We start from the raw sequence: 24516 nt of genomic DNA, 5'->3' as shown, positions 1-24516 counted from the left end.
ACGGCGCAGATGCTGCCGACTTTTCAAACAGATGCCGTTCAAGACGGGCAGCTTTGCCAACACCTGCCCATCCTTAAAACCATTCCAAACTAGAGCGTTTGACACCAGTTTACTTTTGCGCGAAGAGACGAAGCCCGATTAGACGGAAGATCCCGTCACAGGAGAGGATCATGAAGCTCAACCGCACATTCCGCGCAGCCGTACTGGCGATTGCCCCCGCCGCCCTGCTCGCCCTTCCCGCACATGCCGAGACCGATGCTGCCGCCGTGGTGAAACACTATGCCGACGTGGCGCATGCGAAATACGAGGATTCGCTGACGACGGCTAAGACGCTCGACGCCGCCATCGACGCCTTCCTGAAGGCGCCTGATGACGCGACGCTGAAAGCCGCCAGGGACGCCTGGATCAAGGCGCGCGTTCCCTATCAGCAGACCGAAGTCTATCGCTTCGGCAATCCGATCGTCGACGACTGGGAAGGCAAGGTCAACGCATGGCCCCTCGATGAAGGCCTGATCGACTATGTCGCTGCCTCCTACGGCAGCGAGAGCGACGAAAATTCTCTCTATGTGGCCAATGTCATCGCCAACAAGACGATCAAGATCGACGGCAAGGATGTCGACGCTTCCAAGCTGACGCCGGAATTCCTCTCCGGCACGCTGGCCGAGGCCGGCGGCATCGAAGCCAATGTCGCGACCGGCTATCACGCCATCGAATTCCTGCTCTGGGGCCAGGATCTGAACGGCACAGGCCCCGGCGCCGGCGACCGCCCGGCAACGGATTACGATCTCAAGAACTGCACGCACGGCAATTGCGACCGCCGCGCCGAATATCTGAAATCCGCCTCCACCCTGCTCGTCTCCGACCTGCAGGAAATGACCGACAATTGGAAGCCGGACGGCGCTGCGACGAAGAACGTCGAAGCCGATCCGAAGGCCGGCCTGGTGGCGATCCTGACGGGCATGGGTTCGCTGTCCTACGGCGAGCTTGCCGGCGAGCGCATGAAGCTCGGCCTGCTGCTGCACGATCCGGAAGAAGAACATGATTGCTTCTCCGACAATACCTACAACTCGCATCTCAATGACGCGATCGGCATCGCCGCCGCCTATACCGGCAACTATACCCGCGTCGACGGCACCAAGCTCAGCGGCCCGTCGCTGCACGATCTGGTGGCCGCCAAGGACAAGGCGCTCGATGCCGAAGTGGAAGGCAAGCTCAACAAGACGCTCGACGCGATGAACGCCATGGCTAAGCGCGGCGAGACGGTCGAGAAGTACGACCAGATGATCGGTGAAGGCAACAAGGAAGGCAACGCCGTCGTCCAGGCTGCCATCGACGGGCTGATCGACCAGACGAAATCGGTGCAGCGCGTTATTGCCGCACTCGATCTCGGTACGGTTCAGCTTGAAGGTTCCGACAGCTTGGATAATCCTAACGCCGTCTTCAAATAAGCAAAAAGGCGGGCCGCTTCGAAGCCGGAGCGGCCCGGACCCTGAAATGTCGCATGCCCCGGCCCGCCGATTGATCGCCAGCGCAGCCCTCTGCGCCACGCTTGCCGGTTTTTCCGCAGCCATCGCCGCCGGTTTCGATCTGCCGGCGCAACGCACCGATCTTTCCGAAACCGATCTGAAACGTGTCGCCGACGTGACCCGACCGACGACGGATTTTTCCAAGGCAGAACAATACGAAGCGATGCAGGCGGGTGCGACCACCTCGATCGACCCTGTCACCGAGGACAGCTTCTCGCATATTTCGGCCAACATCCCTTTCGAGGAAGAGCAGAATTTCAAGCTCGGCAACGCGCTCTTCCGCAAGCTCTGGGTTTCCGCTCCCTCCTCGACGCAAGCCTCCGATGGTCTCGGGCCGCTGTTCAATGCCCGCTCCTGCATGAGCTGCCATGTCAATGATGGCCGCGGCAAACCGCCGGAAGGAGGCCCGAGCGCCACTTCGATGCTGCTGCGGCTTTCCCGCGCGGCCAGGACGCCGGCGGAAGAAAAGGCGATTGTCCAATCTGATGTCGTCAATTTCCCCGATCCGGTCTACGGCCACCAGCTGCAGGACCTCGCTGTTCCCGGCCTAGCCGCCGAAGGAAAGATGGCGATCAGCTACCAGGAAGAACCGGTGACGCTGAGCGACGGCGAGATCGTGTCGCTGCGCCGGCCGAGCTATGCGGTCGTCAATCCCGCCTACGGGCCGCTTGATCCGGCGACGACGATTTCGCCGCGTGTCGCCTCGGCGATGATCGGCCTCGGGCTGATCGAGGCCATTCCGGAGGCTGACATCCTGACCCATGCCGATCCCGACGATGCCGACGGCGACGGCATTTCGGGAAAGGCGGCGATCGTGCGCGATCATCGCAGCGGCAAGATTGCGCTCGGCCGGTTCGGCTGGAAGGCGCAGAACGCCACGGTGCGCGACCAGAGTGCGGATGCCTTCGCCAACGATATCGGCATCTCGACACCCGATCAGCCGAATGCGCAGGGCGACTGCACCAAGGCGGAAGAAAAATGCCTTGCTATGCCGACCGGTGTGCAGAAACGTCTGGGCAAAGAAGAGGCGCCGGGTTCCATTCTCGACCTCGTGACCTTCTATTCCGAAAATCTCGCCGTCCCGGCGCGCCGCAAGGCGAGCTTTCCCGAGACGCTGCAGGGCAAGCGGATCTTCTACGAAAGCGGCTGCATTTCCTGCCATGTGCCGAAGTTCGTCACCCGCCGCGATACGCCCGAAAAGGCCCAATCCTTCCAGCTGATCTGGCCCTATTCCGACTTCCTTCTGCACGATATGGGCGACGGCCTTGCCGACGGACAGCAGGTCGGTCTTGCAAGCGGACGTGAATGGCGCACGCCGCCGCTATGGGGTATAGGACTGACCCGGACTGTCAGCGGACACAGCTTTTTCCTGCATGACGGCCGTGCGCGGAGCCTCACCGAAGCGATCCTCTGGCATGGCGGCGAAGCTGAAAAGGCCCGCAACGCTTTCTCCTCCCTGTCTAAAGACGACAGGGTGGCCCTGATTACATTCCTGGAGTCACTTTGATGCGCCTTTGGCACCCCCTGCTCTGCCTCACTCTGATCGGCCTCGCCACATCGGCGGCCGCCCAGACCGCGGCTCCCCCGGCGGGGCTGAACGAGGATGCCGTTCCCGCCGTCATGCAGCGCGCCGTCGACGAGGTGATCCGCCCGGGCTATCGCAACATGCAGCAATCTGCCGCCCGGCTGACGACGGCGATGAAGGATCTTTGCGCCGACGGCACGCAACAGACGCTCGACAAGGCGAAATCCGCCTTCGACGATACGATCCGCTACTGGTCGATCGTCGAGATCGTCCAGACGGGACCCGTCATCCAGGACAATCTCTTCGAGCACATCCTGTTTTATCCCGACCGCAAGGGTGTCGGCCTCAAGCAGGTGCAGGCGCTGATCGCCAAGGCCGATCCGAAGGATGCGACAGTCGATGCGATCGCCGGCAAGAGCGTCGCTTTGCAGGGCCTGACGGCGCTGGAATATGTGCTCTACGGCAACGGCTCCAACGATCTCGTCGGCCAGAAAAATGGATTCCGCTGCCTTTACGGCCAGGCGGTTGCCGGCAATATCCAGCGTGAGGCCGGCGAAGTCGTCGCCGCCTGGGAAAAGCCCGACGGCGTGCAGGCGAGCTGGAAACATCCCGGACCGCAGAGCGACGATTTCATGGACAACAAGGAAGCGGTGACGGCGCTGCTCGGCATTCTCGTCCATGGCGCCGAGAATGTCCGCGACCAGCGGCTGGAGCAGTTCTACAAGGGCAAGGACACTGCGCCGCGCCCGCGCATGGCAATCTACTGGCGTTCCAAAAATACCTGGAAATCGATGGCCGCCAATCTGGAGGGCCTGCGCACGCTCTGGCAGAAGGCCGGCATGGCCGAGCTTCTGCCGCCGGACAAACAGCCGATCGCCGCCGCGATCGACGAGGACTTCAAATCGCTGCTCGACAGCGTGCCTAAGCTCAATCCCGACATCGACGTCGCGACAAGCGATGCGGAGAAAGCCAAGCTCGATACGCTGCTTGCCGAGAGCCGTGACCTGATCACCCGGATCAGCGACGAATATGGCGCAGCGATCGGCCTTTCGGCCGGCTTTTCCTTTTCGGACGGAGATTGAGACGATGATACGAAGTGCCGCGATCAACCGACGCAGTTTCGTCAAGGCAGCCGGCCTCGGCTTCCTTGCGGCCTTGACGCCAAGGGCGCTGATGGCGCTGGAGCGGACTGACGCGGTCTATGCATCGGGCATTCGTACAGCCGACGGCGCCTTTGCCGTTGCGACCGTGACCGAGCGCGGCGAGATCGTCGATCAGGTGGCGCTTCCCGCCCGCGCCCACGGCATGGCCTTCAGCGCTGCCACCGGCAAGACCGTCGCCTTCGCGCGCCGGCCCGGCACCTTTGCGATGGTTTTCGATCCGTGGAACAAAGGCGAGCCTGTTGTCATCACCTCCAGGGAAGGCCGGCATTTCTACGGCCACGGCGCCTTCTCGCCCGATGGCCGCCTGCTCTATGCCAGCGAGAACGACTTCGACGGCAATCGCGGCATGATCGGCCTCTACGACGCCACCGACCGCTTCACCCGCATCGGCGAATTCGAGAGCTACGGCATCGGTCCGCACGACATGACCGTGTCCGACGACGGACGCCTTCTGATCGTCGCCAATGGCGGCATCGAGACACACCCGGATTTCGGCCGCACCAAGCTCAATCTCGGCGAGATGCAGCCGTCGCTGACACTGATCGATGCGGCGACCGGGGCCTTGGTCGAAAAACATGTGCTGCCGGCGGAATGGGCCGAACTCTCCACCCGCCACGTCGATCTCGACGGCGACGGCCGCATCTGGTTCGCCTGCCAGTATGAAGGCCACCGCAAGGATTTGCCGCCGCTTGTCGGCCATTTCGCCAAAGGCGAAGATCTCTCCTTCATCGATCTGCCGGAGGAGACGACGCGCCGGCTTGCCAACTACGTCGGGGCGATCGCCGTCAATCGCAGCAAGGGCCTCGTCGGCATCACCTCGCCGAAGGGCGGCGCCTCGGTGACCCTTGACGCAAAGTCGGGCAAGGTGCTGGCCGAGACCGTCGTTCCCGATGCGGCGGGCATCGCCCCGGCAAGAAGCGGCTTTGCCGTTTCTTCCTATGATGGCGATTTCCTGTCGACCCGCAGCGACGTCGCCTGGGATCAGCACATCGTGCGGATCTAAATCAGAGAAGCGCAATTCCGGACGCGAAACCGCTGCACACTTTTGCAGGAATTGCTAGCCGGCGCGGGAATAGGCTTTCTGCTCGGCGCTGACGCTCGATGCCGCGGCCCTGGCCGCCTCGTGCAGCCATTCGTTTCCCCGCACCGCCAAGTCCTTCAGGATCGCCGCAACCGCCGCCGCATCGTTGGAATGGCAATTGGCGATCTCGAAGCCCATCAGTTCCAGCATCGTCGGCGACAGCAGGATCTCGGGATGCCGGTCGATTTCGATTTTGCAGCTGTTCGGCGAGAGCCTGCGCACGAGGATGCGGCCGGAGACCCGGTAGTGAGGATCGGCTGAGCGCGCCCGTCCATTGGCGATCTCGTCCGCATGGATCGCCACGTCCTGCTTCCTGTGGCGAAGCGACCAGACGGACGGCAGCAGCGCCTTTGCCTCGCGCAGCACCGGCCCACCCTGCCACTCGGCATAAGCGACGAAACGCGGCCGGCCGAGACTGCCGGTGCCGCCGCTGCGCGGCTTCGGCACGAAGGGCCCTGTCCCGGACGGCAGCGCGCCGGTGAGCGCCATGACATAGGCTGATGGCGGCGGCTTGCTGCCGGGACGCAACATTTCATATTTCTCCCAGAATTCCCGGCGTTCGGAATTCGGCAGCATCAGCGCCTTGCGCAGCCATTTGTGGTCGCGCTCGAGGATGACGGGCAATGGATTTTCAAGGCCCCTGCGATAGCCGCTCAAGATCAATTCGCCGATCATGCGAGCCGAGGGACCGTCGTCGCCGCGGGCCAGGATGGCGCTTGCCGCGAGACGAACGAGATCAAATGCATAGGGCATCACCGCCGCGTCGTCGAAATCATTGACGCCCCAGACGAGCCGGCCTTCGACATCTCGCCAGGTGCCGAAATTCTCCAGATGCGTATCGCCGATCGCCAGCACCTCAGGCGCGCCTGACAGTTCCGGGCAGATATCGAGGATGATCTCGCACCAGCGCCAATAGGTGGCGCGCAGGAAGACGAAATCCCCGCTTCGCATCTTCTCGTGCTTCTCGCGCAGATCGTCCTTGACGAGATCGTCGCCGAGTTCGCCGGCCAGCCAGGTCTCGAAATTCCGGACCGATTGCGATATCGTCGTCATGCCGGCGCTCCATCATTTCGCGATCCGATGCGGAGAATACGCGCACCGCGCGAAGCTGCAATCGTCTTCGCATCGGATCGCCACAATCCAGCGGTACTGGCCAGCGGTACTGGCCAGCCGTACCGACTTGCACGGCAAGGGAAAGGTGAAAGGTTGCCCCGGCGACACGGACGCAGCTTTCCATCGCCGCCCGGACCGATTTCAGCAATGTCCAGCTTGTCGAATCCGGCGCACCATGCCACTTTCGCGGCTGCAAGAGGGGCAGACATGAGCGAGACTGACAGGGGCGATTTCCGCGCGCGAATTCGCCGCAATTTTGCGCGGCAGGCGGCGATGGAGACGATCGGCGCGGAGTTGACGCGCGTCGAGCACGGCGTCGTCGAGATCGAGCTTCCCTTCGACGTCAAACTGACACAGCAGCACGGCATCCTGCATGCGGGCATCATTTCCGCGGCGCTCGATTCGGCCTGCGGCTTTGCGGCCTACAGCGTCATCGACCCCGAAGCCTCGATCCTGACGATCGAGTTCAAGGTCAATCTCATGTCGCCGGGGCGTGGCGATCGTTTCCTGTTTCGCGGGGAAATCACCAAACCCGGCTCCACCATCATCGTCGCCGACGGGCGAGGCTACGCAATCAGCGACGGGCCGGCCAAACTCATCGCCTCCATGACCGGAACGATGATGGTGATCCGCGGTAGGGAAGGAATAACGGGATGAAGTTCGAACTGAAATCGGTCGCGGGGAAATCCATCCTGTTCGTCATGGCGGCCGAGGCCGAATACGGTCCCTTCCTGCGTTCGCGCATCGAACCTTTGATGACCGGCGTCGGCCCGGTCGAGGCGGCGGTGGCGCTGACCAAGGCGCTGGGGCGGCTGGATGCCGCCGACGACCTGCCCGATCTCGTCGTTTCGCTCGGCTCAGCCGGCTCGGCGAAACTGGAGCAGACCGAAATCTATCAGGTGACCTCGGTTTCCTACCGCGATATGGACGCCTCGCCGCTCGGCTTCGAAAAGGGCAAGACCCCCTTTCTCGACCTGCCCGCGGTGCTCGAGCTGCCGTTGCGCATTCCCGGCATTCCGGAAGCAAGCCTTTCCACCGGCGGCAACGTCATCTCGGGCGCCGCCTATACCAATATCGACGCCGACATGGTCGACATGGAGACGTTTGCGGTGCTGCGCGCCTGCCAGGGCTACAAGCTGCCGCTGATCGGCCTTCGCGGCATTTCCGACGGCGCAGTCGAACTGCAGCATATTTCCGGCTGGACCGAATATCTGCATATCGTCGACCGCAAGCTCTCCTACGGCGTCGACAGCCTGTTCACGGCGCTGGAGGACGGCGTTTTCTGGTTCTAGGCTTAAATTCTGGGACAATCGGAACAATAAAAACCCGATGCCGCCGATTTCCCGCATTGCAAGGCGAAGCGCTTTTCATTAAAGCCTCGCCATGACCCAGACAGCACATCCCGACTCCGTTCTCATCGTCGATTTCGGCAGCCAGGTGACCCAGCTCATCGCACGGCGTGTGCGCGAGGCTGGCGTCTATTGCGAGATCGTTCCCTTTCAATCGGCCGAAGAGGGCTTCCAGCGCCTGCAGCCCAAGGCCGTGATCCTGTCCGGCAGCCCGGCTTCGACGGTGGACGAGGGATCGCCGCGAGCGCCTGACATCATCTTCGACAGCGGCTTGCCGGTCTTCGGCATCTGCTACGGCCAGCAGACGATGTGCATGCAGCTCGGCGGCAAGGTCGAGAGCGGCCATCACCGCGAATTCGGCCGCGCCTTCCTCGATGTCGACAAGGATTGCCAGCTGTTCGAGGGCCTCTGGTCCTCCGGGTCTCGTCATCAGGTCTGGATGAGCCATGGCGACCGCGTCACGGCGCTGCCGGATGGTTTCGAGGTGGTCGCCACCTCCTCCAACGCGCCCTACGCCTTCATCGCCGACGAGAAGCGCAAATATTACGGCGTGCAGTTCCATCCCGAGGTTGTGCATACGCCCGATGGGGCCAAGCTGATCGGCAACTTCATTCACAACATTGCCGGCATTAGGGGTGACTGGTCGATGTCGGCCTATCGCCAGAAAGCGGTCGAGCAGATCCGCGAGCAGGTGGGCGACAAGCGCGTCATCTGCGCGCTTTCGGGCGGCGTCGACAGTTCGGTCGCAGCCCTGTTGATCCATGAGGCCGTCGGCGACCAATTGACCTGCATCCTCGTCGACCACGGGCTGATGCGCAAGGACGAGGCGGCCAACGTCGTCGCCATGTTCCGCGAGCACTACAATCTGCATCTGCTGCACGTCGATGCTTCCGACCGCTTCATCGGCGAGCTCGAAGGCGTCAGCGACCCGGAAACCAAGCGCAAGATCATCGGCCGGCTGTTCATCGAGACCTTCGAGGAAGAGGCCAAGAAGCTCGGCGGCGCCGATTTCCTCGGCCAGGGCACGCTTTATCCCGACGTGATCGAGAGCGTCTCCTTCACCGGCGGCCCGTCGGTGACGATCAAATCGCACCACAATGTCGGCGGCCTGCCGGAGCGCATGAAGATGCAGCTCGTGGAGCCGTTGCGCGAGCTCTTCAAGGACGAGGTGCGCGCGCTCGGCCGCGAGCTCGGCCTGCCCGACAGCTTCATCGGCCGCCACCCTTTCCCGGGCCCCGGCCTGGCGATCCGCTGCCCCGGCGGCATCACCCGCGAAAAGCTGGAGATCCTGCGCGAAGCTGATGCGATCTACCTCGACGAAATCCACAAGGCCGGCCTCTACGACGCCATCTGGCAGGCCTTCGCCGTGCTGCTGCCGGTCCAGACGGTCGGTGTCATGGGTGACGGCCGCACCTATGAATTCGTCTGCGCGCTGCGCGCCGTCACCTCGGTCGACGGCATGACGGCGGATTTCTACCACTACGACATGGAATTCCTCGGCCGCGCCGCCACCCGCATCATCAACGAGGTGCGCGGCATCAACCGCGTGGTCTACGACGTCACGTCGAAGCCGCCCGGTACGATCGAGTGGGAGTGATGCCGAGCCGATCCGACCGCCGCCCAATTGCCTCAGGAAACGGAACGACTTCTCCATGACAGCCGGCAATCGCATCGTGCTTTCCAGCGATCACGCCGCCATTCAGCTCCGACAGGCCATTGCCGCTCATATCGCGGCGCAGGGCTGGGTGGTGGTCGACATCGGACCGACGACGCCGGAGAGCACACACTATCCTGAGCACGGCGAGGCAGCGGCGCGGCTCGTCGCCTCCGGCGATTGCCGGTTTGGCGTCATCCTATGCGGCACCGGCCAGGGCATCATGATGGCGGCGAACAAGGTAAAGGGCATCCGTTGCGGCGTCTGCGCCGACACATTCTCAGCCCGCATGATCCGCCAGCACAACGATGCCAACATGCTGTCGATCGGCGTGCGCGTAGTGGGCGAAGGGCTGGCGCTCGATATCGTCGATGCGTTCCTGACCGCCCAGTTCGAGGGCGGCCGGCATGCGACGCGGGTGGAGATGATCGGGGCACTGGAAGGGTAGCGCTTTTTTGCTTCTTCCTTGGAAGAAGATGCTTTCAGGACCCACCCCCGGTGCTATTTCAGCGGCAGAAACAGGTCCGCCACCGCCTCATGCTCCGACACTTCGGGGAAGAAGCTCAGCCGCTGGCAATAGATCGGGAAGTCGCGTGCTTCTTCGCCGCTGGCCGGAAGCCAGTTGCGATAAAGATAGAGCGCGGCAGGCTCCAGATTGTCGGTGTTGCCGACGACACGCAGCACCGCGCAGCGTCCGCCAGGAATCACGCCGGCTTTGACCTCTCCGCCGTCCGCCTCGATCGGTTGGCCGGTCCCGACACAAAGATCCACGCTGTAATCGGCAGGCGACGCAGGGCGCCGCTCGGAACGCCAGACATTGAACGTTGGACTTGTTCTGGGATGCAGGCCAGCGGCCGTGCGCCAGGCGATGAACCGCTGGATGGTGGCGCCGAGCGTCGCCGGGTCGCCCCGGTGCTCCATGATCGCCACCGGCGTGGGAGGCACATCGCGAATTTTCACATCGTCTGTAGTAAAAGTCTTCTGCATGAGCTTGCTCCTTGCGTTGTCGAGAGGCCCGAAGGCCGCAAGCCACGGCTCCCAGTCGGGAGACTTCCGGAACGATGAAGGCGATTGCCCGAACCGTTGCCGAAAGGCGCGGGCGAAGGCATCCGGTGCGTTGTAACCGGCATCCATCGCTATCTCGGTGACGCTTTGGGCGTCCCTGTAGGCCAGCCGGTGCGAAGCGCGCTTCAGCCGGGCAAGCTGGACATAGCGATGCACTGACAATCCGAAGGTCGCCGCAAACTGCCGGTGGAAATGAAACTTCGAAAAGGCCGCAACACGGCTCACCGTTTCCAGGTCCAGATCACAGTCGAGATGCCGGTCGATATAGTCCAGCACCCGCCGCATCCGGGCCTGATAGGTTTGAAGCGTCGCCTTCATCGTCCCTCCTCCGTGGCGGCTCCATCTAGCCGCTGACGGCCAGGAGGTGCTCGACCGATCTTGCGGTTTGGCATGGACTAGCGAAAACTTCCAACGACCGCTTACACGCAAGTCTTATCTAGGGCAGACGGCAATAATGATCATGAGCTGTCGGACCTTGTCGATCTGGCGCGTTCTTGTGCGAGCGCGGCCACGAAGGCCTTTCCAGGTGGCACGGTGGCACAGATCTATCGGCCGGCTTGAGAGGTCGCCGAATATCTTGCGGTCCTCGCATCGGACTGCTATTCGCATTTAAGTCTTAGAGGAGAATGCCTTTGTTTGCCGTCGCAACGATCCAGAACTCACCGGCTGTGGCGGCAGGGATGAAGGCGCTCGGCATCGTGACCGAGAGCTGATCCTCACTCTACCGCTCGGCCTTAGCGCGCCCAATGCTGGCGCATGTCTAATGTCGAGAAGACCATGATCATCGAACTAACCACTCATGACTTCGAAGCGCTGCTGAAGGGCATTGCGCCCCGTCATCTGCGCCTTGTCCCGGACAGTGCGATTGCGCCTCCGGAGATACTGGGGATGTTGAACCGCCTCGCGACGGAGATAAACGCTGAATTTTCGCCGTCGGCCTGGATGATCGTCGAGGATGGCGAGATCGTCGGCCTCTGCTCCATCGTTCGGGTTCCGCAAGATGGAAACATCCATATCGGCTATGGGGTTGCGCCGTCCCGCCAGGGTCTTGGATCCACCACGCGGGCCATTGCGCAATTGCTGGAGTGGGCGTGGAACGACCCTCGCGTGGCGCTGATCTCTGCAGAGACCGGGTTGGAGAATATCGCCTCACAGCGTGTCCTCCAACGCAATGGATTCATCCGCACCGGCGAGCGTATCGATGCCGAAGACGGTCCGTTGATTTGTTGGGAAGCAGTGACGGCCTAGGTTTGCAGAATAAGCCCGCATAGGAACGACCGGCCGAGGTTCAGTTACCTCGGCCGGCGATCCTGAGCCGGCCTCAGCGGCCGTAGGTGACCTCGACGGAAGCCTTGTCGAGCGTGTTTGCCCGGACATAGAAGCCAACCATGGCGGCCGGCGCAGTATCGGGAAGCGGGAGCTTGTCGACCGAGAGCGCGTAGACGGTGAACTGGTAGTGGTGCGGCTTGTCGCCGGCCGGCGGGCATGCGCCGCCATAGCCTGATGTCCCAAAGTCGGTGTGACCTTCGATAGTGCCGACGGGAAGCTTTTTGTCACCGCTGGCGCCGGTGGCGATCTCGGACGCATTTGCGGGAATGTTGAACACCGACCAATGCCACCAGCCCGAGCCGGTCGGCGCATCCGGATCGTAAGCCATGATGGCGAAGCTCTTGGTTCCCTGAGGAGCGCCCGACCAGGTCAGTTCCGGCGAGACGTTTTTGCCCGAGCAGCCGAAGCTGTTGAAGACCTGTGCATCGGCCATCGCCTTGCCGGGGGTCAAGTCCTTCGAGGTGAGCTTCATTTCGGCCTGTGCGGCCGTCGCGCCGAAGACGGACGCGGCGAGAAGTGCTGCTGTGATGAAACGCATGCTGTTTTCCTGCGGTTGATGATGCAGGAGAATTACCGTCAGCGTGCGACCATATCTGCCCCGGTATGCTCAACTTCTGCCCCAATCCGCTCAAAACGCTCGGAGCCGCCGCGCACATGGCGTGGATTGACGCCAAACCGCTCCTTGAACCGCGCCGCGAATTGAGACGGCGAATCGTAACCGACCTCAAAGGCAATCTGCGCCATCGGCAGGGTTGTGGTTTGAATGAGGCCCAAGGCGCGGTTCATCCTTGTATCGCTCAGGATCTCACTGAAGCCGGTGTTCTCGGCGGCCAGTTTGCGCCTCAGCGTCGCTTCGCTCATGTTGAACGAGCGCGCCGCCTGCCCCAGCGTCCAAGCAAAGGCGGTATCGCTTTCGATCATCTGCCGCAGCCGATCCTCGATCCGAGGACTTTGGTTCTGGCCGAGCACCGCTCCACAGAGCGCAAACCAGGTGATCAGCTCCATCAAACGAGCCTTGGCAATCGCGCCGGGAAGCCTCGTCAGATTGCCGGGCTGACAGCAATAGTCAAACAATGCCGCGGCTTCCTCCGGCAGCTTCGAGGTGCCTGCCGGTACAGGCCTCGATGGAACGGCGATCGATCCCATCCTGCTATAGGCTTCCTCGAAGAGCTGGCGCGGAACGGGCAGCGCCAGGGTCTGATACTTCTGCGGCGCCTTGGGAATGTTCTCCATCGTCAGGGGACGATAGTCGGGCAGCAAGCCATAGGCGCCCGCCTCGAGGCGCAGAGCCTTATCATCGGCCATGACGATCTTCGTTCCCGATTGCACCTGTATCAACAAGGGGCTGGTATTGACGAGGCGAAAAAAGCAGGCCCGCCCACCCTGGCGGATCAGGGCCCTGGTCGGAATGGGAAAGACCGCGTCCAACATATGTTCTCCGACAACAGGATGGATGATCGTGAAGTCTGGGCTGCCATGTCGGGAGACTGGTGCCATGACCGGTAGAACCGATATGAAGGCGCCCGCCTCGCCACCACCGATCCCTTGGGGTCGGGAATAGCAAAACCGCGTGTCCTGGGCAATCTTGAGCGTCATTTAGATGTTCGACATCACAAAGTGGCTTGGATCCATCCAGTCCGCGCTTGCCGCCTCAGCGTATTTTCGTGGCCGGTGTTTGCTCACCACCGATGTGAATTCGGCTTTTGTCGGCAGTGTCCGCCCGGCTTGTCACGTGATCGATGAAGGCCCGCAGCTTCGGCATCACTTGATGACGGCTCGGATAGTAGAGGAACACACCCGGCGCCATCGGCGCGAACGCCTCCAGGACGCGGATGAGTTTTCCCGCCTTCACCGGTCCGGCGGCGATTGGCTCCGGCACCTGAGCAAGCCCCATGTCTTCGACGGCGGCCCCCAGCATGGTGGGAAAGTCGCGGGCGATCAGCGGCCCGGAGACAACAGCCTCGATCGGTTTTTTGCCGCTGACAAACGACCACGGCGCGATTGAGCCGTTCGAGCGACGCATGCGGATGCAGGCATGTTGACGCAGATCGTCGATACGCTCGGGCCGCCCTCTCCGATGCAGATAGTCGGGGCTGCCGACGACCACCAGCGGGAAGGACGGCGTCAGCCGGATGGCGACCATGTCGGCTGCGATGAACTGGCCGAGCCGGATACCGGCATCAAATCCCTCGGCCGCGATGTCGACCAGTTCCTCATTCACGGCGACCTCCACCTCGATCTCGGGAAAGGCCCGGCAGAAGGATGCGATCAGTGGCTCCAGCAGGATCGGCACCACGGCAGGCGGCACCGTGAGACGCAACAGTCCAGCCGGTCTTTGCCCGAGCTCACGCGCAAGTTCGCTTGCGGCGATCAGTTCCTCGAAAGCAGGCTTTGCGCGCGTAACGAACCGCTCGCCGGCTTCTGTCAGGCCGACACTGCGCGTCGTGCGGATGAAGAGTACCGCGCCGACACGCTCCTCAAGAGCGCGTACGGCCTGGCTGATCGCCGATGGGGTCACCCCGAGTTCCGCGGCTGCCCTGCGAAAACTGCGGTGCCGGGCAACGCTCAGAAACGCCTCAACGCCGTCGAGCGCGCCTTGCCTGACTGTGAAGTTCTGCTTCATACCGCATCGATATTATCGCCAATAGTCGATCACGGGAAGCGGCGGTACATCTGGACCCCACAAAGCAGGAGTGCCCCGATGTCGACCGAATCCATCTTTCAAACTCATCTCGTGCTCGGCTATGTCGCCTGGCTGCTTTGCTTCGGCGCATATATTCTGCCCTGGCTCAAATCGATGGAAAGGATCAAGGCGCACCGCGCCATCGCCACTCTACACAGCTTCCGCTTCTTCGGGCTCGTCTTCATTCTGAGCGACGTCGTCGGTCCCAACCTGCCCGCCAGCTTCGCTACCTTCGCTGCCTATGGCGACCTCGCGGCCGGGCTGCTCGCCATGCTGGCGCTCGTCACAATCAGAATACGCCAGGTCTTCTGGCTGTTCGTCGTCGCCTTCAATCTCGTGGGAATGGGCGACCTCGTCCTCGACTACTATCACGCGATCCGGGCCGGTCTGCCGGCGCGGGCGGGGGAATTGGGCGCCGCATACGCGATCCCGATCATCTATGTGCCCTTGTTGATGATCACCCACGTCTTCGCATTCTATTTGCTGATGCGTCCTCAGCTTAAGGCGGCTCAGGCCCTCGCCTGAGATGGCGGCGGTGTCTTAAATTCCCCTATATCAGGTGTCTCGCACCCGGCAAAAAGCTTGAACTAGTTCTCCGACGCTTCCCGGGGCACGGATCAAATCTGGCGCCCGTCAAATCTGCGCACATAATCGACCAATGCGCGCAGCTTCAGCGGCTGCCTCTGACGCCTGGGATAGTAGAGATAGAAGCCCGGGAAGGGCGGACTGAAATCTTCCAGCAGCGGCAGGAGTTCGCCGCGTTCCACATAGGGCTGGAAGGTTTCCACCATGCCGAAGGTGATGCCGGTTCCGGCGCAGGCCATGCGGATCATCATTCCCATGTCGTTGGTGGTGACTGTGGGATCGACGGAGACGTCGAAGTCGCGATCATTCTCGGTGAACTCCCAGCGATAGGGTGCGGTATCCGGGCGTGGCCGCCAGCCGATGCAGGCGTGGTCCTGCAGTTCGCGGGGATGGCGGGGATGGCCGCGGCGCTCGAGATAGCTGGGGGATGCGGCCGCACATTGTCGCTGCTCTTCGGAGACGGAGATTGCGATCATATCCTGTTCGATCACTTCGCCGAGCCGGACGCCGGCGTCGAAGCCGGCCTCGACGATATCGAATTCGTCATCGGTGATGGTGATATCGAGTTTGATGTCGGGGCAGGCTTCCATGAAGCCGGCCAGCAACGTGCCGGACAGGAAGTTCTCGGCGATCGAGGAAACGGTGATCCTCAGCAAGCCGCTCGGGCGCGCCTGCATTTCCCTGACCGTTTGCATCGCATCCCTGACCTGGCGGACCGATGGACGAACCGCGTCGAAAAACACCTCGCCGGCCTCCGTCAGGCTGACGCTGCGCGTCGTGCGCTGGACCAGGGCAACGCCGACCCGATCCTCCAGGCGCTGCAGGGCCTGGCTGACGGCGGAGCGGGTGACGCCAAGCCGCTCGCCGGCGAGCCGGAAGTTCCGCGCCTCCGCCACCGCAAGAAAGACTGAAATGCCTTCGAGATCATCGGCCATTGGTTAGCATATCTAACCAAGGCATCCTGGATTGGCAACTTAATCACCGCGGATGGCCACGCTATCTTTCAAGTCGAGGTCAACGGAGGTTTCGAGAGGAAAATCGATGCGCAACATTTCCAACAGTCCTGTTCTGCATTTTTTCGCCGCAACCACCTTAGCCGGCACGGCGATCGGTTCGTCTGCCGCCGATGCCGTGAATGACCGAGCCCCTCAGCAGCAACAAACAAGCGAGAACAGAATGCAGCAGCATCCCTATGTCGGCATGTGGGTGACGGATGACGGCCGTATCCGCCACGAACTTCTGCCCAATGGCCGTTACGACGAAGCCCGCGGAAACCGTGAAAGCGCCTACCGAGGACGTTACGAAGTCACCGGAAGGCACATCGAATACTGGGATGACACGGGCTTTACGGCCGACGGCGATTTCGTGGACGGCAATACCCTCCATCACGCCGGCATGGTGCTTCGCCGCAAATGACGCGCCGTCTGACAAGGAAACATCACAAGGAGTAAGGCCGCATTTACAGGCCGGAAAGGATGACGATCATGTCTTCCCCAACACCCATCTGGTTCATAACAGGCGCATCGTCCGGCCTCGGCCGGGCACTCGCCGAAGCCGTCCTCGCCCGAGGCTGGCGCGCCGCCATGACGGCGCGCAGACCCGAGACCCTGGCAGATCTCACGACAGAATACGGGGACCGTGCGCTTGCCCTTGCCCTCGATGTGACGGACAGCAACTCCGTCGCCGGCGCGGTTCGTAACGCCGAAACGCATTTCGGGGCGATCGACGTCCTGGTCAACAATGCCGGCTACGGCTACCTCTCGGCGATCGAAGAGGGCGAGGATGCCGAAATACGCGCCCAGTTCGAAACCAATGTCTTCGGATTGATCGATGTCACCAAGCAGGTTCTGCCGGGCATGCGTGCACGCCGGCAAGGGCATATCTTCAATGTCTCCTCGCTTGGCGGGCTCGTCGCGTTTGCGGCGACCGGCTACTACCACGCCACCAAGTTTGCGGTCGAAGCCCTGTCGGAATCGCTTTCGCATGAGGTCAAACCGCTTGGCATCGATGTGACGATCCTCGAACCCGGCGCCTTCCGAACGGATTGGGCCGGCCGGTCGATGGTCGAATCCGCCACGATCATCGACGATTACGCCGAGACCGCAGGCAAGCGGCGCCAGGCCACCCGTTCGGTCTCCGGCAAGCAGCCGGGTGATCCCACCCGAGCCGCAACGGCAATCCTATCGGCATTCGAGGCGGACGAGCCGCCGCTTCGCCTCCTGCTCGGTGCACCCGCCCTGAAAATCGCCCGCGAACGGCTCGATGCGCTGCGCGCAAATTTCGACACCTGGGCGGAGACGACGCTCAGCGCCGATTTCCCAAGCTGACCGCCACGAAAACCTCAACCTGCAATGGAGCTTGAAATGTCTGATATCAAAGGAAAAGTCATTGCCATCACCGGGGCCAGCAGCGGCATCGGAGAGGCTACGGCCAGGGTGCTGGCTGCGGCCGGCGCGCATATCGTGATCGGCGCACGTCGTACCGATCGGCTGAAGGAACTTGCCGACGACATCGCCGCAAAGGGCGGGACGGTGCGCCTGCGACAGCTTGACGTCACCGACCGCTCGCAGGTGGAAGCCTTCGCAGGCTTTGCCAGATCCGAATTCGGACGGCTGGACGTGATCGTCAACAATGCCGGCGTCATGCCGCTCTCGCCGCTCGATGCCCTCAAGGTCGACGAATGGGACCGGATGGTCGACGTCAACATCAAGGGCGTTCTCTACGGCATTGCCGCAGCGCTTCCGATCATGAAAGCGCAGGGGTCGGGGCAGATCATCAACCTGTCTTCGATCGGGGGCCACAGCGTCTCTCCGACGGCTGCCGTCTATTGCGCGACGAAATTCGCGGTGCGGGCGATCTCGGACGGATTGCGACAGGAGACCGACCGCATCCGGGTGACCGTCATCTCTCCCGGCACAACGACATCGGAACTGGCCGAGACGATCACCGATCCGACCGCGCGGGATGCGATGAAGGCTTTCAGGGCGATCACGATCAGCCCCGAGGCGATCGCCAATTCGATCCTCTACGCCGTCAGCCAGCCTGATGACGTCGATGTCAGCGAGATCATCATCCGGCCGACAGCCAGCCCGCATTGAGCGGCTGAGATTGCTGCCAAAGCAATTCCCGCAAAAGTGTAGCGCGGTTTCGCGTCCGGAATTGCGGAAACGAAAAGCCTCCGCCGCCTAAAAACCCAGGGACTGCTGGGCGGGCGGCGGCGGTGCGAGATTGACGCCTTCGAGTTCCAGCATGCGGGCCTTCGATGTCGAACCGCCGGGCGCGGAGAAGCCGCCGATCTTGCCGCCGGCCGCAAGCACCCGGTGACAGGGGATGATCAGAGCGACCGGGTTTTTCGCCATCGCCTGGCCGACGTCGCGGGCGGCCTCGGGCCCGGCGCCAAGCTCCTTCGCCAGCGCGCCGTAAGTGGTCGTGCGGCCCCAGCCGACACGCCGTGCCGCCGCATAAATATCCCGGAAGAAGGCATCCTGGCCGGCAAGATCGAGTTCGACTCCGGAAAAATCCGTCTCCTCGCCCTGGAAATAGCGCTTCACGGCGGCAACCGTCTCTAGCACAGCTGGCGTCGGCGCGCCGGGTTCGGCATCCGGTAGGCGGCGCAGCAGCAGCCGTTCGGTCGCTTCCGCTGATTTGGTCGGCAGTTGGAAACGGGTGATGCCGGCATCGCTCCAGGCGATGCCGCAGAAACCGCCCGCGGTTTCGAAGATGAGATAGTGGTGCGTTGTCTCAGCCATGACAGCCTCCGCATGTTCGATTGCCTTCAAAATCGTATGAGACGGCCGCTGTTTCAACCCGTTTCTTGCGCGTACCGGGCTTTTCGAAAGTCCACTTCATCCGGCGCCGGGCAAGGGTTCGGATGAATTTAACGCCAAGCATATCGGGACATTATGTTCTCTTTTTGTTCTTGAGGTGCGGTCCTGTTGAGAATATCCTCCGTCGCGTTTTGGAAACGACGCGTCAGGTCATGACGACCGTGAGGGCCTATGAACCAGATTTCCCTCGATTTCGAGTGTGACAAGAATCGTCGCGAGCGGCCGAACGAAAGTTACACCGGCAGACACCGGCTTTTCTTCGCTCTCTGCCCTCCCGATGCCGTCGAACGGCAGGCGGCCGCGATCGCCGATGACCATGGCAAAGCTTTCTCTCTTTCCGCAAGACCACGCCTGACGACGCTGCACGTGACGATCATCGGCATCGATGACTATGAAGAATTACCGGAGGACGCGGTCTTTGCGGCGCGCCAGGCCGGCGCGACGGTGGAGAGCGCACCGATCACGATCACCTTCGACAGGATCATGAGTTTCAAGCGGGAGGGCAAGGCGCGGCCACTCGTGCTTTGCGGTGAAGGCGGACGAAAGCCGCTCACACGGCTGCATGTCCAACTCGGTGTCGGCATGCACAATGCCGGATTGCGGCACAATACAAGCCGGCATTTCACGCCACATATGACGCTGCTCTACGACCGCAAGGCCGTGCCGCCGACAAGCCTCGACAGACCGGTTTCATGGACGGCCGCCGAATTCCTGCTCGTCCACAGTGTTCTCGGAAAGACCGAACATCGGGTCATCGATCGCTGGCCGCTGCTCGGCTGCGGGCAATGATGGATCGCGGCTTGCGCTTGCCTGATTTCCGCGCATAAAGCTCTGAAGGCCTGTTCCGGCATTGACGCAAACGGGAGCGAAAGCGGCATGGACATTTCAGAGATCATCATCCCGGGCGATACGCCGGGAACGGAGTGGCGGCTGCCGGTGCTGCGCTTTACGGGCCACGATCCGGAGGCGCCCAAGACCTATATCCAGGCGGCCCTGCATGCCGGCGAGCTGCCTGGAACGGTGTTGCTGCATTTCCTCTGCGAGCGGCTGCGGCAGGCGGAAAGCCAGGGCGGGATCGCCGGCGATGTCACCATCGTGCCGCAGGCCAATCCGATCGGTGCGGCGCAGTCGCATTTCGGCGAATTGCAGGGCCGTTTCGACCTGGGCTCGCGCACCAATTTCAACCGGGATTTCCCGCTGATCTCCCTTGTCGATCGGGCCTCACTGATCGAGGACCTCGATGACACCCCGGCTACCGACAGATTGAAGCGGCAACTGCTGCATATGGCGCTCGGTGCCGACCTCGTGCTCGACCTGCATTGCGACGACGAATCCCTGCAATATGCCTACATCGACGAGGCCTTCTGGCCTGAGGCGGCCGATCTCGCCAGCGCGCTCGACATGGAGGCCGTGCTGCTTTCGGATGGCGAAAGCTCGGCCTTCGAGGAGGCCGTCGGCTTTGCATGGAAATATGAAGTCCCCGGCGAGCGCCGCTCCCGATTGCCCGGCAAACTCTCCGTCACCGTCGAACTGCGCGGCAAGCGCGACGTCGATCCGGTGCTGGCGAAAAAGGATGCGGACGGGCTCTGGCGCTTCCTGGAGGCACGGGGGATCGTCGGCGACAGGAAGCAAGCGTCAACGACGTTTTACGGGCCGGCCGTGCCGCTCGACAATGTCGAGATCATTCGCGCTGGAGAAGGTGGCGCCGTGCTCTTCCATCGCAATATCGGCGAGAGGGTTGCGGAAGGCGATCGTCTTGCGACGATCCTCACCCGGCCGGGGCAGCCGGGCGGCAGCATCGAGCTCACCGCGCCGCAGGACGGGCTGATCCTGACCCGAACCTCCGACCGGCTGGTGCGGCGGCGCGGCGACCTGATGAAGATCGCCTGCGAGAACCCAAGCCAGGCGTCGCGCAAGGCCGGGACGCTGGAAAATTGAGCGGGGTTTTGCCTGCGGTGACCATCGGCGCGCAGGGGATAAAACGTCGCACGGCGTTTGCGCCGGCCGGCCTGCATGTTATCTCGCTGTCATCACAGGGAGATCGATCGGGCATGGCCGTCACCATCTATGGCATCAAGAATTGCGACACGATGAAGAAGGCCCGCAGCTGGCTGGAAGAACATAGCGTCGCCTATGAGTTTCACGATTATAAGGCGCTCGGTATCGACCGTGCCCATCTCGAAGCCTGGATCGACAAGGCCGGCCTCGATACCGTGCTCAACCGCGCCGGCACCACCTTCCGCAAACTGCCCGATGCCGAGCGTGAGAACCTGACCCGGGAAAAGGCGATCGCCCTGATGCTCGACCAGCCGTCGATGATCAAGCGGCCGGTGCTGGAGGCTAGAGGCAAGCTGCTGGTCGGCTTCAAGCCGGAGATTTACGCCGGTACGTTCGGCGGCTGACAGACGGCTCGCTGAGCTCAGGGGGAGAGATGTCCAAGACCACGCGCGCGACACAGCTTCTTTCGCAGGCAGGTATCGCCTTCACGGTCCATGCCTATGATTACGATCCCAATGCCGAGCGCGTCGGGCTGCAGGCGGCCGAAGCGCTCGGCGAGGCGCCGCACCGGGTGCTGAAGACGCTGATGGCGGAGGTGGACGGCAAACCGGTCTGCGTCGTCGTACCGTCGGACCGCGAGGTCAGCATGAAGAAGCTCGCCAACGCCTTTCACGGCAAATCGGCCAACATGATGAAGCCCGCCGATGCCGAGCGGTTGACAGGTTATCATGTCGGCGGCATCAGCCCGTTCGGCCAGAAGAAGACGGTGCCGACGGCGATCGAGGAAGCCGCCCTTGCCGAGCCGCTGGTCTTCATCAATGGCGGGCAGCGCGGGCTGCAGGTGCGGATCGATCCGAAGGATGCGTTGACGGTGCTCAAGGCCGTCGCCGCGCCGCTGATTGCCTGATCAGAACAGGATGCCGATGCTCTGGCGATTGAAACTATAAGAAGCGGTCGAGCAGGCCGGCGATCGTCTTCGCCTCGCTTTCGGCAAGCCTGCAGCCGATATGGGTCTCGATCGATCTGGCATAGACGGCCCACATGCGCTCGCGAAGCTTTCGGCCGGCATCCGTCATCACCACCCAGCGGCCGCGGCCATCGCTGGCGAAGGTTTCGCGCCGGACCAGGCCCTCGCTTTCCAGCCGGTCGATCAGCCGGGAAAGATTATACTGCGCCAGCAAGGTCCGCTCCTCGATCTCGTAGGGGCGCAGCCTGCCGTCTTCCGAGCGCGCCAATTCCCACAGCACGTCGTACCAAGCAAGCGGCGGGAGGCCTGCCGCTTTCAGGTCGGCTTCAATCGCGCCAAGCAAGCGCTCGCGGGCGCGCATGATGCTCGTCCAGGCAGAAGTGACAGCTTCGCTCGGATTCGGCGTTTTTTCGGACATAAATGCAATTACATCTACCTTGAATTCAGCCGCAAGTGATATTACATGCAATTACATCTATTATCATCCCGTGGAGACCGCCATGAGCAAGCTTACTCTCGTCAGCCATCACCTCTGCCCCTATGTGCAGCGTTCCGCGATCGCGCTTCTCGAAAAGGGCGTGCCCTTCGAACGCATCAACATCGATCTTGCCGACAAGCCGGACTGGTTCCTGAAGATCTCTCCGCTCGGAAAGGTACCGCTGCTCAGGATCGAAGAGGAGGACGGCAGCGAGGCCGTGCTGTTCGAAAGCAGCGTCATCTGCGAATATCTCGAGGAAACGCAGATTGGCGTCGCCTTGCATCCCAAAGACGCGCTGACGCGTGCCCGCCATCGCGGCTGGATGGAATTCGGCTCGTCCGTGCTTTCCGATCTCTGGGGCTATGAAACGGCCGAGGATGCCTCGCAGCTGGAAATCAAACGCAAGGCGCTCATCGCCAAATTCGCGACAATCGAGACGGTGCTGACGGACGGGCCTTATTTCGCCGGCAACGGCTTCAGCCTGGTCGACGCCGTGTTCGCGCCGGTCTTTCGTTATTTCGATCTCTTCGACACGCTCGGCGACAGCGGCATCTTCGAAGGGCTGGAGCGGGTGAGGCACTGGCGCAAGGCGCTGTCCGAACGGGCAAGCGTCAAGGCCGCCGTCAGTGCGGACTACCCGCAGCGGCTGGTCGAATTCCTCGAAAAGCATAACTCGATCCTGCTCAGGCTGGAGGCGGCCGCCTGAAGCCCGCGCTGCGGCCGGACGTCCATCCGACCGCTTGCAATTTGGCGGCGATACGCTTCATTTTCGCCGCAAACGGGTCTAAGTCTTCCAGCCTCTCACCGTTAATGACAGAAGGCAGGTTGAACCATGACTTTCATGCCCCAGAGCCAGAACACCGTTGATCCCGACAAGCTGGAAAAGCTTGCGGAAGTCGCCGTCAAGGTCGGGCTGCAGCTGCAGAAGGGTCAGGATCTGGTGGTCACCGCGCCTGTCGTGGCGCTGCCGCTGGTGCGCCTGATCACCAAACACGCCTATCAGGCCGGCGCCGGGTTGGTCACCGCCTTCTATTCCGACGAGGAAACGACGCTGGCGCGCTATCAATATGGCGGCGACGAGAGCTTCGACCGCGCTTCCGGCTGGCTCTACGAGGGCATGGCCAAGGCCTATGCCAACGGGGCGGCCCGTCTTGCCGTCGCCGGCGACAATCCGATGCTGCTTTCCGAGCAGGATGCCGGCAAGGTCGGCCGCGCCAATCGCGCCAACTCCACCGCCTACAAGCCGGCGCTGGAGAAGATCTCGAATTTCGACATCAACTGGAACATCGTCTCCTATCCCAACCCGTCCTGGGCCAAGGTGGTCTTCCCCGACGATCCGGAACCGATCGCGATCGCCAAGCTTGCCAAGGCGATCTTTGCCGCCTCGCGCGTCGATGTCAGCGATCCGGTCGCCGCCTGGGCCGAACACAATGCCAATCTCGCCAAGCGCTCCGCCTGGCTGAACGGCGAACGTTTCGCCTCGCTGCATTTCCAAGGACCGGGGACGGACCTGACGGTCGGCCTTGCCGACGGGCATGAATGGCATGGCGGCGCTTCCACCGCCAAGAACGGCATTACCTGCAATCCGAACATCCCCACCGAGGAAGTCTTCACCACGCCGCATGCGTTGCGCGTCGAAGGCCATGTTTCCAGCACCAAGCCGCTTTCGCATCAGGGCACGCTGATCGACAATATTCAGGTGCGTTTCGAGGGCGGACGGATCGTCGAGGCCAAGGCATCGCGCGGCGAGGAGGTGTTGAACAAGGTGCTCGATACCGACGAGGGGGCGCGCCGGCTCGGCGAAGTGGCGCTGGTGCCGCATTCCTCGCCGATCTCGGCCAGCGGCATCCTGTTCTACAACACCCTGTTCGACGAAAACGCCTCGTGCCACATCGCGCTCGGCCAGTGCTATTCCAAATGCTTCCTGAACGGTGCGACGCTCAGCCAGGAGCAGATCAAGGCGCAGGGCGGCAATTCCAGCCTGATCCATATCGACTGGATGATCGGCTCCGGCAAGGTCGATATCGACGGGATCAAGCCGGATGGTTCGCGGGTTCCGGTGATGCGGCAGGGCGAATGGGCCTGAGCGGCGTCATCCTACGCTGACAGTATGAAGCGCTGACCGCAGGACCGTGCTCATCACGCTGACTGAAAGGGCTCGCGACGGTGCCTG

The 24516-nt window shown here is 62.3% G+C and carries 27 protein-coding genes; 19 read left to right on the top strand and 8 right to left on the bottom strand.

All coding sequences use genetic code 11. The annotated features are described in order from the left end of the window. The first annotated feature begins 170 nt into the window (after positions 1-170). From FHT69_RS24455 to FHT69_RS24440, 4 genes are read left to right on the top strand one after another with little or no spacing between them, the layout of a single operon-like run. Positions 171-1448 carry an imelysin family protein gene (locus FHT69_RS24455; RefSeq protein ID WP_183906088.1) on the top strand — a complete coding sequence of 426 codons (1278 nt, stop codon included), beginning with the start codon at positions 171-173 and terminating at the stop codon, positions 1446-1448. A gap of 46 nt (positions 1449-1494) precedes the next feature. Then, positions 1495-3033 (top strand): di-heme oxidoredictase family protein, encoded by a 1539-nt coding sequence (locus FHT69_RS24450; protein ID WP_097543183.1) that lies wholly within the window; start codon positions 1495-1497, stop codon positions 3031-3033. Continuing rightward, positions 3033-4133 carry an imelysin family protein gene (locus FHT69_RS24445; RefSeq protein ID WP_183906087.1) on the top strand — a complete coding sequence of 367 codons (1101 nt, stop codon included), beginning with the start codon at positions 3033-3035 and terminating at the stop codon, positions 4131-4133. Before FHT69_RS24450 ends, FHT69_RS24445 begins: the two co-directional genes overlap by 1 nt. Before the next feature lie 4 nt (positions 4134-4137). Beyond that, positions 4138-5217 carry a DUF1513 domain-containing protein gene (locus tag FHT69_RS24440; RefSeq protein ID WP_183906086.1) on the top strand — a complete coding sequence of 360 codons (1080 nt, stop codon included), beginning with the start codon at positions 4138-4140 and terminating at the stop codon, positions 5215-5217. A 54-nt stretch (positions 5218-5271) separates the two neighbouring features. Here the strand turns inward: FHT69_RS24440 and FHT69_RS24435 are convergent, their stop codons facing one another. Then, positions 5272-6348, bottom strand: a complete 1077-nt coding sequence (locus tag FHT69_RS24435; protein ID WP_097543181.1) for a DUF2252 family protein — start codon at positions 6346-6348, stop codon at positions 5272-5274. A 267-nt stretch (positions 6349-6615) separates the two neighbouring features. Between FHT69_RS24435 and FHT69_RS24430 the strand changes: the two genes are divergently transcribed. The 4 genes from FHT69_RS24430 to rpiB all read left to right on the top strand — a co-directional run bounded on the left by FHT69_RS24430 (position 6616) and on the right by rpiB (position 9859). Continuing rightward, on the top strand, positions 6616-7065 hold the full coding sequence (locus tag FHT69_RS24430) for a PaaI family thioesterase (RefSeq protein WP_003544704.1): 450 nt from the start codon (positions 6616-6618) through the stop codon (positions 7063-7065). Then, positions 7062-7700, top strand: coding sequence for a 5'-methylthioadenosine/S-adenosylhomocysteine nucleosidase (locus tag FHT69_RS24425; RefSeq protein WP_047617570.1), 639 nt, complete (start codon positions 7062-7064; stop codon positions 7698-7700). The genes FHT69_RS24430 and FHT69_RS24425 overlap by 4 nt, the downstream gene beginning before the upstream one ends. A gap of 91 nt (positions 7701-7791) precedes the next feature. Further along, complete coding sequence (guaA, locus tag FHT69_RS24420; RefSeq protein WP_183906085.1) at positions 7792-9354, top strand: glutamine-hydrolyzing GMP synthase; 1563 nt, start codon at positions 7792-7794, stop codon at positions 9352-9354. Positions 9355-9409: 55 nt separating this feature from the next. Then, positions 9410-9859, top strand: coding sequence for a ribose 5-phosphate isomerase B (rpiB, locus tag FHT69_RS24415; RefSeq protein WP_168332480.1), 450 nt, complete (start codon positions 9410-9412; stop codon positions 9857-9859). Positions 9860-9912: 53 nt separating this feature from the next. On the opposite strand, the gene FHT69_RS24410 is transcribed toward rpiB, so the two are convergent. After that, a complete protein-coding gene (locus FHT69_RS24410) occupies positions 9913-10794 on the bottom strand; it encodes a GyrI-like domain-containing protein (RefSeq protein ID WP_168332481.1) in 882 nt (293 codons plus the stop codon). Between the two features lie 438 nt (positions 10795-11232). On the opposite strand from FHT69_RS24410, the gene FHT69_RS24405 reads away from it, so the two are divergent. Next, a complete protein-coding gene (locus tag FHT69_RS24405) occupies positions 11233-11724 on the top strand; it encodes a GNAT family N-acetyltransferase (RefSeq protein WP_168332482.1) in 492 nt (163 codons plus the stop codon). Positions 11725-11797: 73 nt separating this feature from the next. Here FHT69_RS24405 and FHT69_RS24400 read toward each other — a convergent pair whose 3' ends face one another. The 3 genes from FHT69_RS24400 to FHT69_RS24390 all read right to left on the bottom strand — a co-directional run bounded on the left by FHT69_RS24400 (position 11798) and on the right by FHT69_RS24390 (position 14428). Next, positions 11798-12343, bottom strand: coding sequence for a YbhB/YbcL family Raf kinase inhibitor-like protein (locus FHT69_RS24400; protein WP_168332483.1), 546 nt, complete (start codon positions 12341-12343; stop codon positions 11798-11800). A 38-nt stretch (positions 12344-12381) separates the two neighbouring features. Further along, positions 12382-13236: a helix-turn-helix domain-containing protein gene (locus FHT69_RS24395; protein WP_168332505.1), complete on the bottom strand. Its 855-nt coding sequence runs from the start codon at positions 13234-13236 to the stop codon at positions 12382-12384. A gap of 220 nt (positions 13237-13456) precedes the next feature. Then, entirely contained in the window at positions 13457-14428 is a 972-nt protein-coding gene (locus FHT69_RS24390) for a LysR family transcriptional regulator (RefSeq protein ID WP_047617560.1), read from the bottom strand. 78 nt (positions 14429-14506) lie between these two features. Here FHT69_RS24390 and FHT69_RS24385 point away from each other — a divergent pair, with 78 nt between their 5' ends. Then, complete coding sequence (locus FHT69_RS24385) at positions 14507-15013, top strand: hypothetical protein (RefSeq protein ID WP_168332484.1); 507 nt, start codon at positions 14507-14509, stop codon at positions 15011-15013. A 92-nt stretch (positions 15014-15105) separates the two neighbouring features. On the opposite strand, the gene FHT69_RS24380 is transcribed toward FHT69_RS24385, so the two are convergent. Beyond that, entirely contained in the window at positions 15106-16008 is a 903-nt protein-coding gene (locus FHT69_RS24380) for a LysR family transcriptional regulator (protein WP_168332485.1), read from the bottom strand. A 106-nt stretch (positions 16009-16114) separates the two neighbouring features. Between FHT69_RS24380 and FHT69_RS24375 the strand changes: the two genes are divergently transcribed. From FHT69_RS24375 to FHT69_RS24365, 3 genes are read left to right on the top strand one after another with little or no spacing between them, the layout of a single operon-like run. After that, positions 16115-16489 (top strand): Atu4866 domain-containing protein, encoded by a 375-nt coding sequence (locus FHT69_RS24375; RefSeq protein ID WP_080759945.1) that lies wholly within the window; start codon positions 16115-16117, stop codon positions 16487-16489. Positions 16490-16548: 59 nt separating this feature from the next. Beyond that, positions 16549-17400, top strand: a complete 852-nt coding sequence (locus FHT69_RS24370; protein ID WP_174824514.1) for an oxidoreductase — start codon at positions 16549-16551, stop codon at positions 17398-17400. Between the two features lie 36 nt (positions 17401-17436). Continuing rightward, the gene (locus FHT69_RS24365; RefSeq protein ID WP_047617653.1) at positions 17437-18171 is read left to right on the top strand and encodes an SDR family oxidoreductase; all 735 of its coding nucleotides are present in this window, start codon (positions 17437-17439) and stop codon (positions 18169-18171) included. A gap of 87 nt (positions 18172-18258) precedes the next feature. Here the strand turns inward: FHT69_RS24365 and FHT69_RS24360 are convergent, their stop codons facing one another. Beyond that, entirely contained in the window at positions 18259-18822 is a 564-nt protein-coding gene (locus FHT69_RS24360; protein WP_063474863.1) for a methylated-DNA--[protein]-cysteine S-methyltransferase, read from the bottom strand. 249 nt (positions 18823-19071) lie between these two features. Between FHT69_RS24360 and FHT69_RS24355 the strand changes: the two genes are divergently transcribed. The 4 genes from FHT69_RS24355 (at position 19072) to ybaK (ending at position 21805) form a co-directional block, all read left to right on the top strand. After that, positions 19072-19689, top strand: a complete 618-nt coding sequence (locus FHT69_RS24355) for a 2'-5' RNA ligase family protein (protein ID WP_183906084.1) — start codon at positions 19072-19074, stop codon at positions 19687-19689. A gap of 87 nt (positions 19690-19776) precedes the next feature. After that, positions 19777-20838 (top strand): succinylglutamate desuccinylase/aspartoacylase family protein, encoded by a 1062-nt coding sequence (locus tag FHT69_RS24350; RefSeq protein WP_063474829.1) that lies wholly within the window; start codon positions 19777-19779, stop codon positions 20836-20838. Positions 20839-20951: 113 nt separating this feature from the next. Further along, on the top strand, positions 20952-21302 hold the full coding sequence (locus FHT69_RS24345; RefSeq protein ID WP_063474830.1) for an ArsC family reductase: 351 nt from the start codon (positions 20952-20954) through the stop codon (positions 21300-21302). 29 nt (positions 21303-21331) lie between these two features. Continuing rightward, complete coding sequence (gene ybaK, locus FHT69_RS24340; RefSeq protein ID WP_063474831.1) at positions 21332-21805, top strand: Cys-tRNA(Pro) deacylase; 474 nt, start codon at positions 21332-21334, stop codon at positions 21803-21805. Positions 21806-21839: 34 nt separating this feature from the next. Here the strand turns inward: ybaK and FHT69_RS24335 are convergent, their stop codons facing one another. Beyond that, complete coding sequence (locus tag FHT69_RS24335) at positions 21840-22283, bottom strand: MarR family winged helix-turn-helix transcriptional regulator (protein ID WP_063474832.1); 444 nt, start codon at positions 22281-22283, stop codon at positions 21840-21842. 82 nt (positions 22284-22365) lie between these two features. On the opposite strand from FHT69_RS24335, the gene FHT69_RS24330 reads away from it, so the two are divergent. Further along, entirely contained in the window at positions 22366-23049 is a 684-nt protein-coding gene (locus tag FHT69_RS24330; RefSeq protein ID WP_063474833.1) for a glutathione S-transferase family protein, read from the top strand. 126 nt (positions 23050-23175) lie between these two features. Then, a complete protein-coding gene (locus FHT69_RS24325) occupies positions 23176-24429 on the top strand; it encodes an aminopeptidase (RefSeq protein WP_063474834.1) in 1254 nt (417 codons plus the stop codon). The last annotated feature ends 87 nt before the right edge of the window (positions 24430-24516 follow it).

It is taken from the genome of Rhizobium sp. BK008 (genome assembly GCF_014197345.1).
GTDB lineage: Bacteria > Pseudomonadota > Alphaproteobacteria > Rhizobiales > Rhizobiaceae > Rhizobium > Rhizobium anhuiense.
This window is presented reverse-complemented; position numbering and strand designations above follow the sequence as displayed.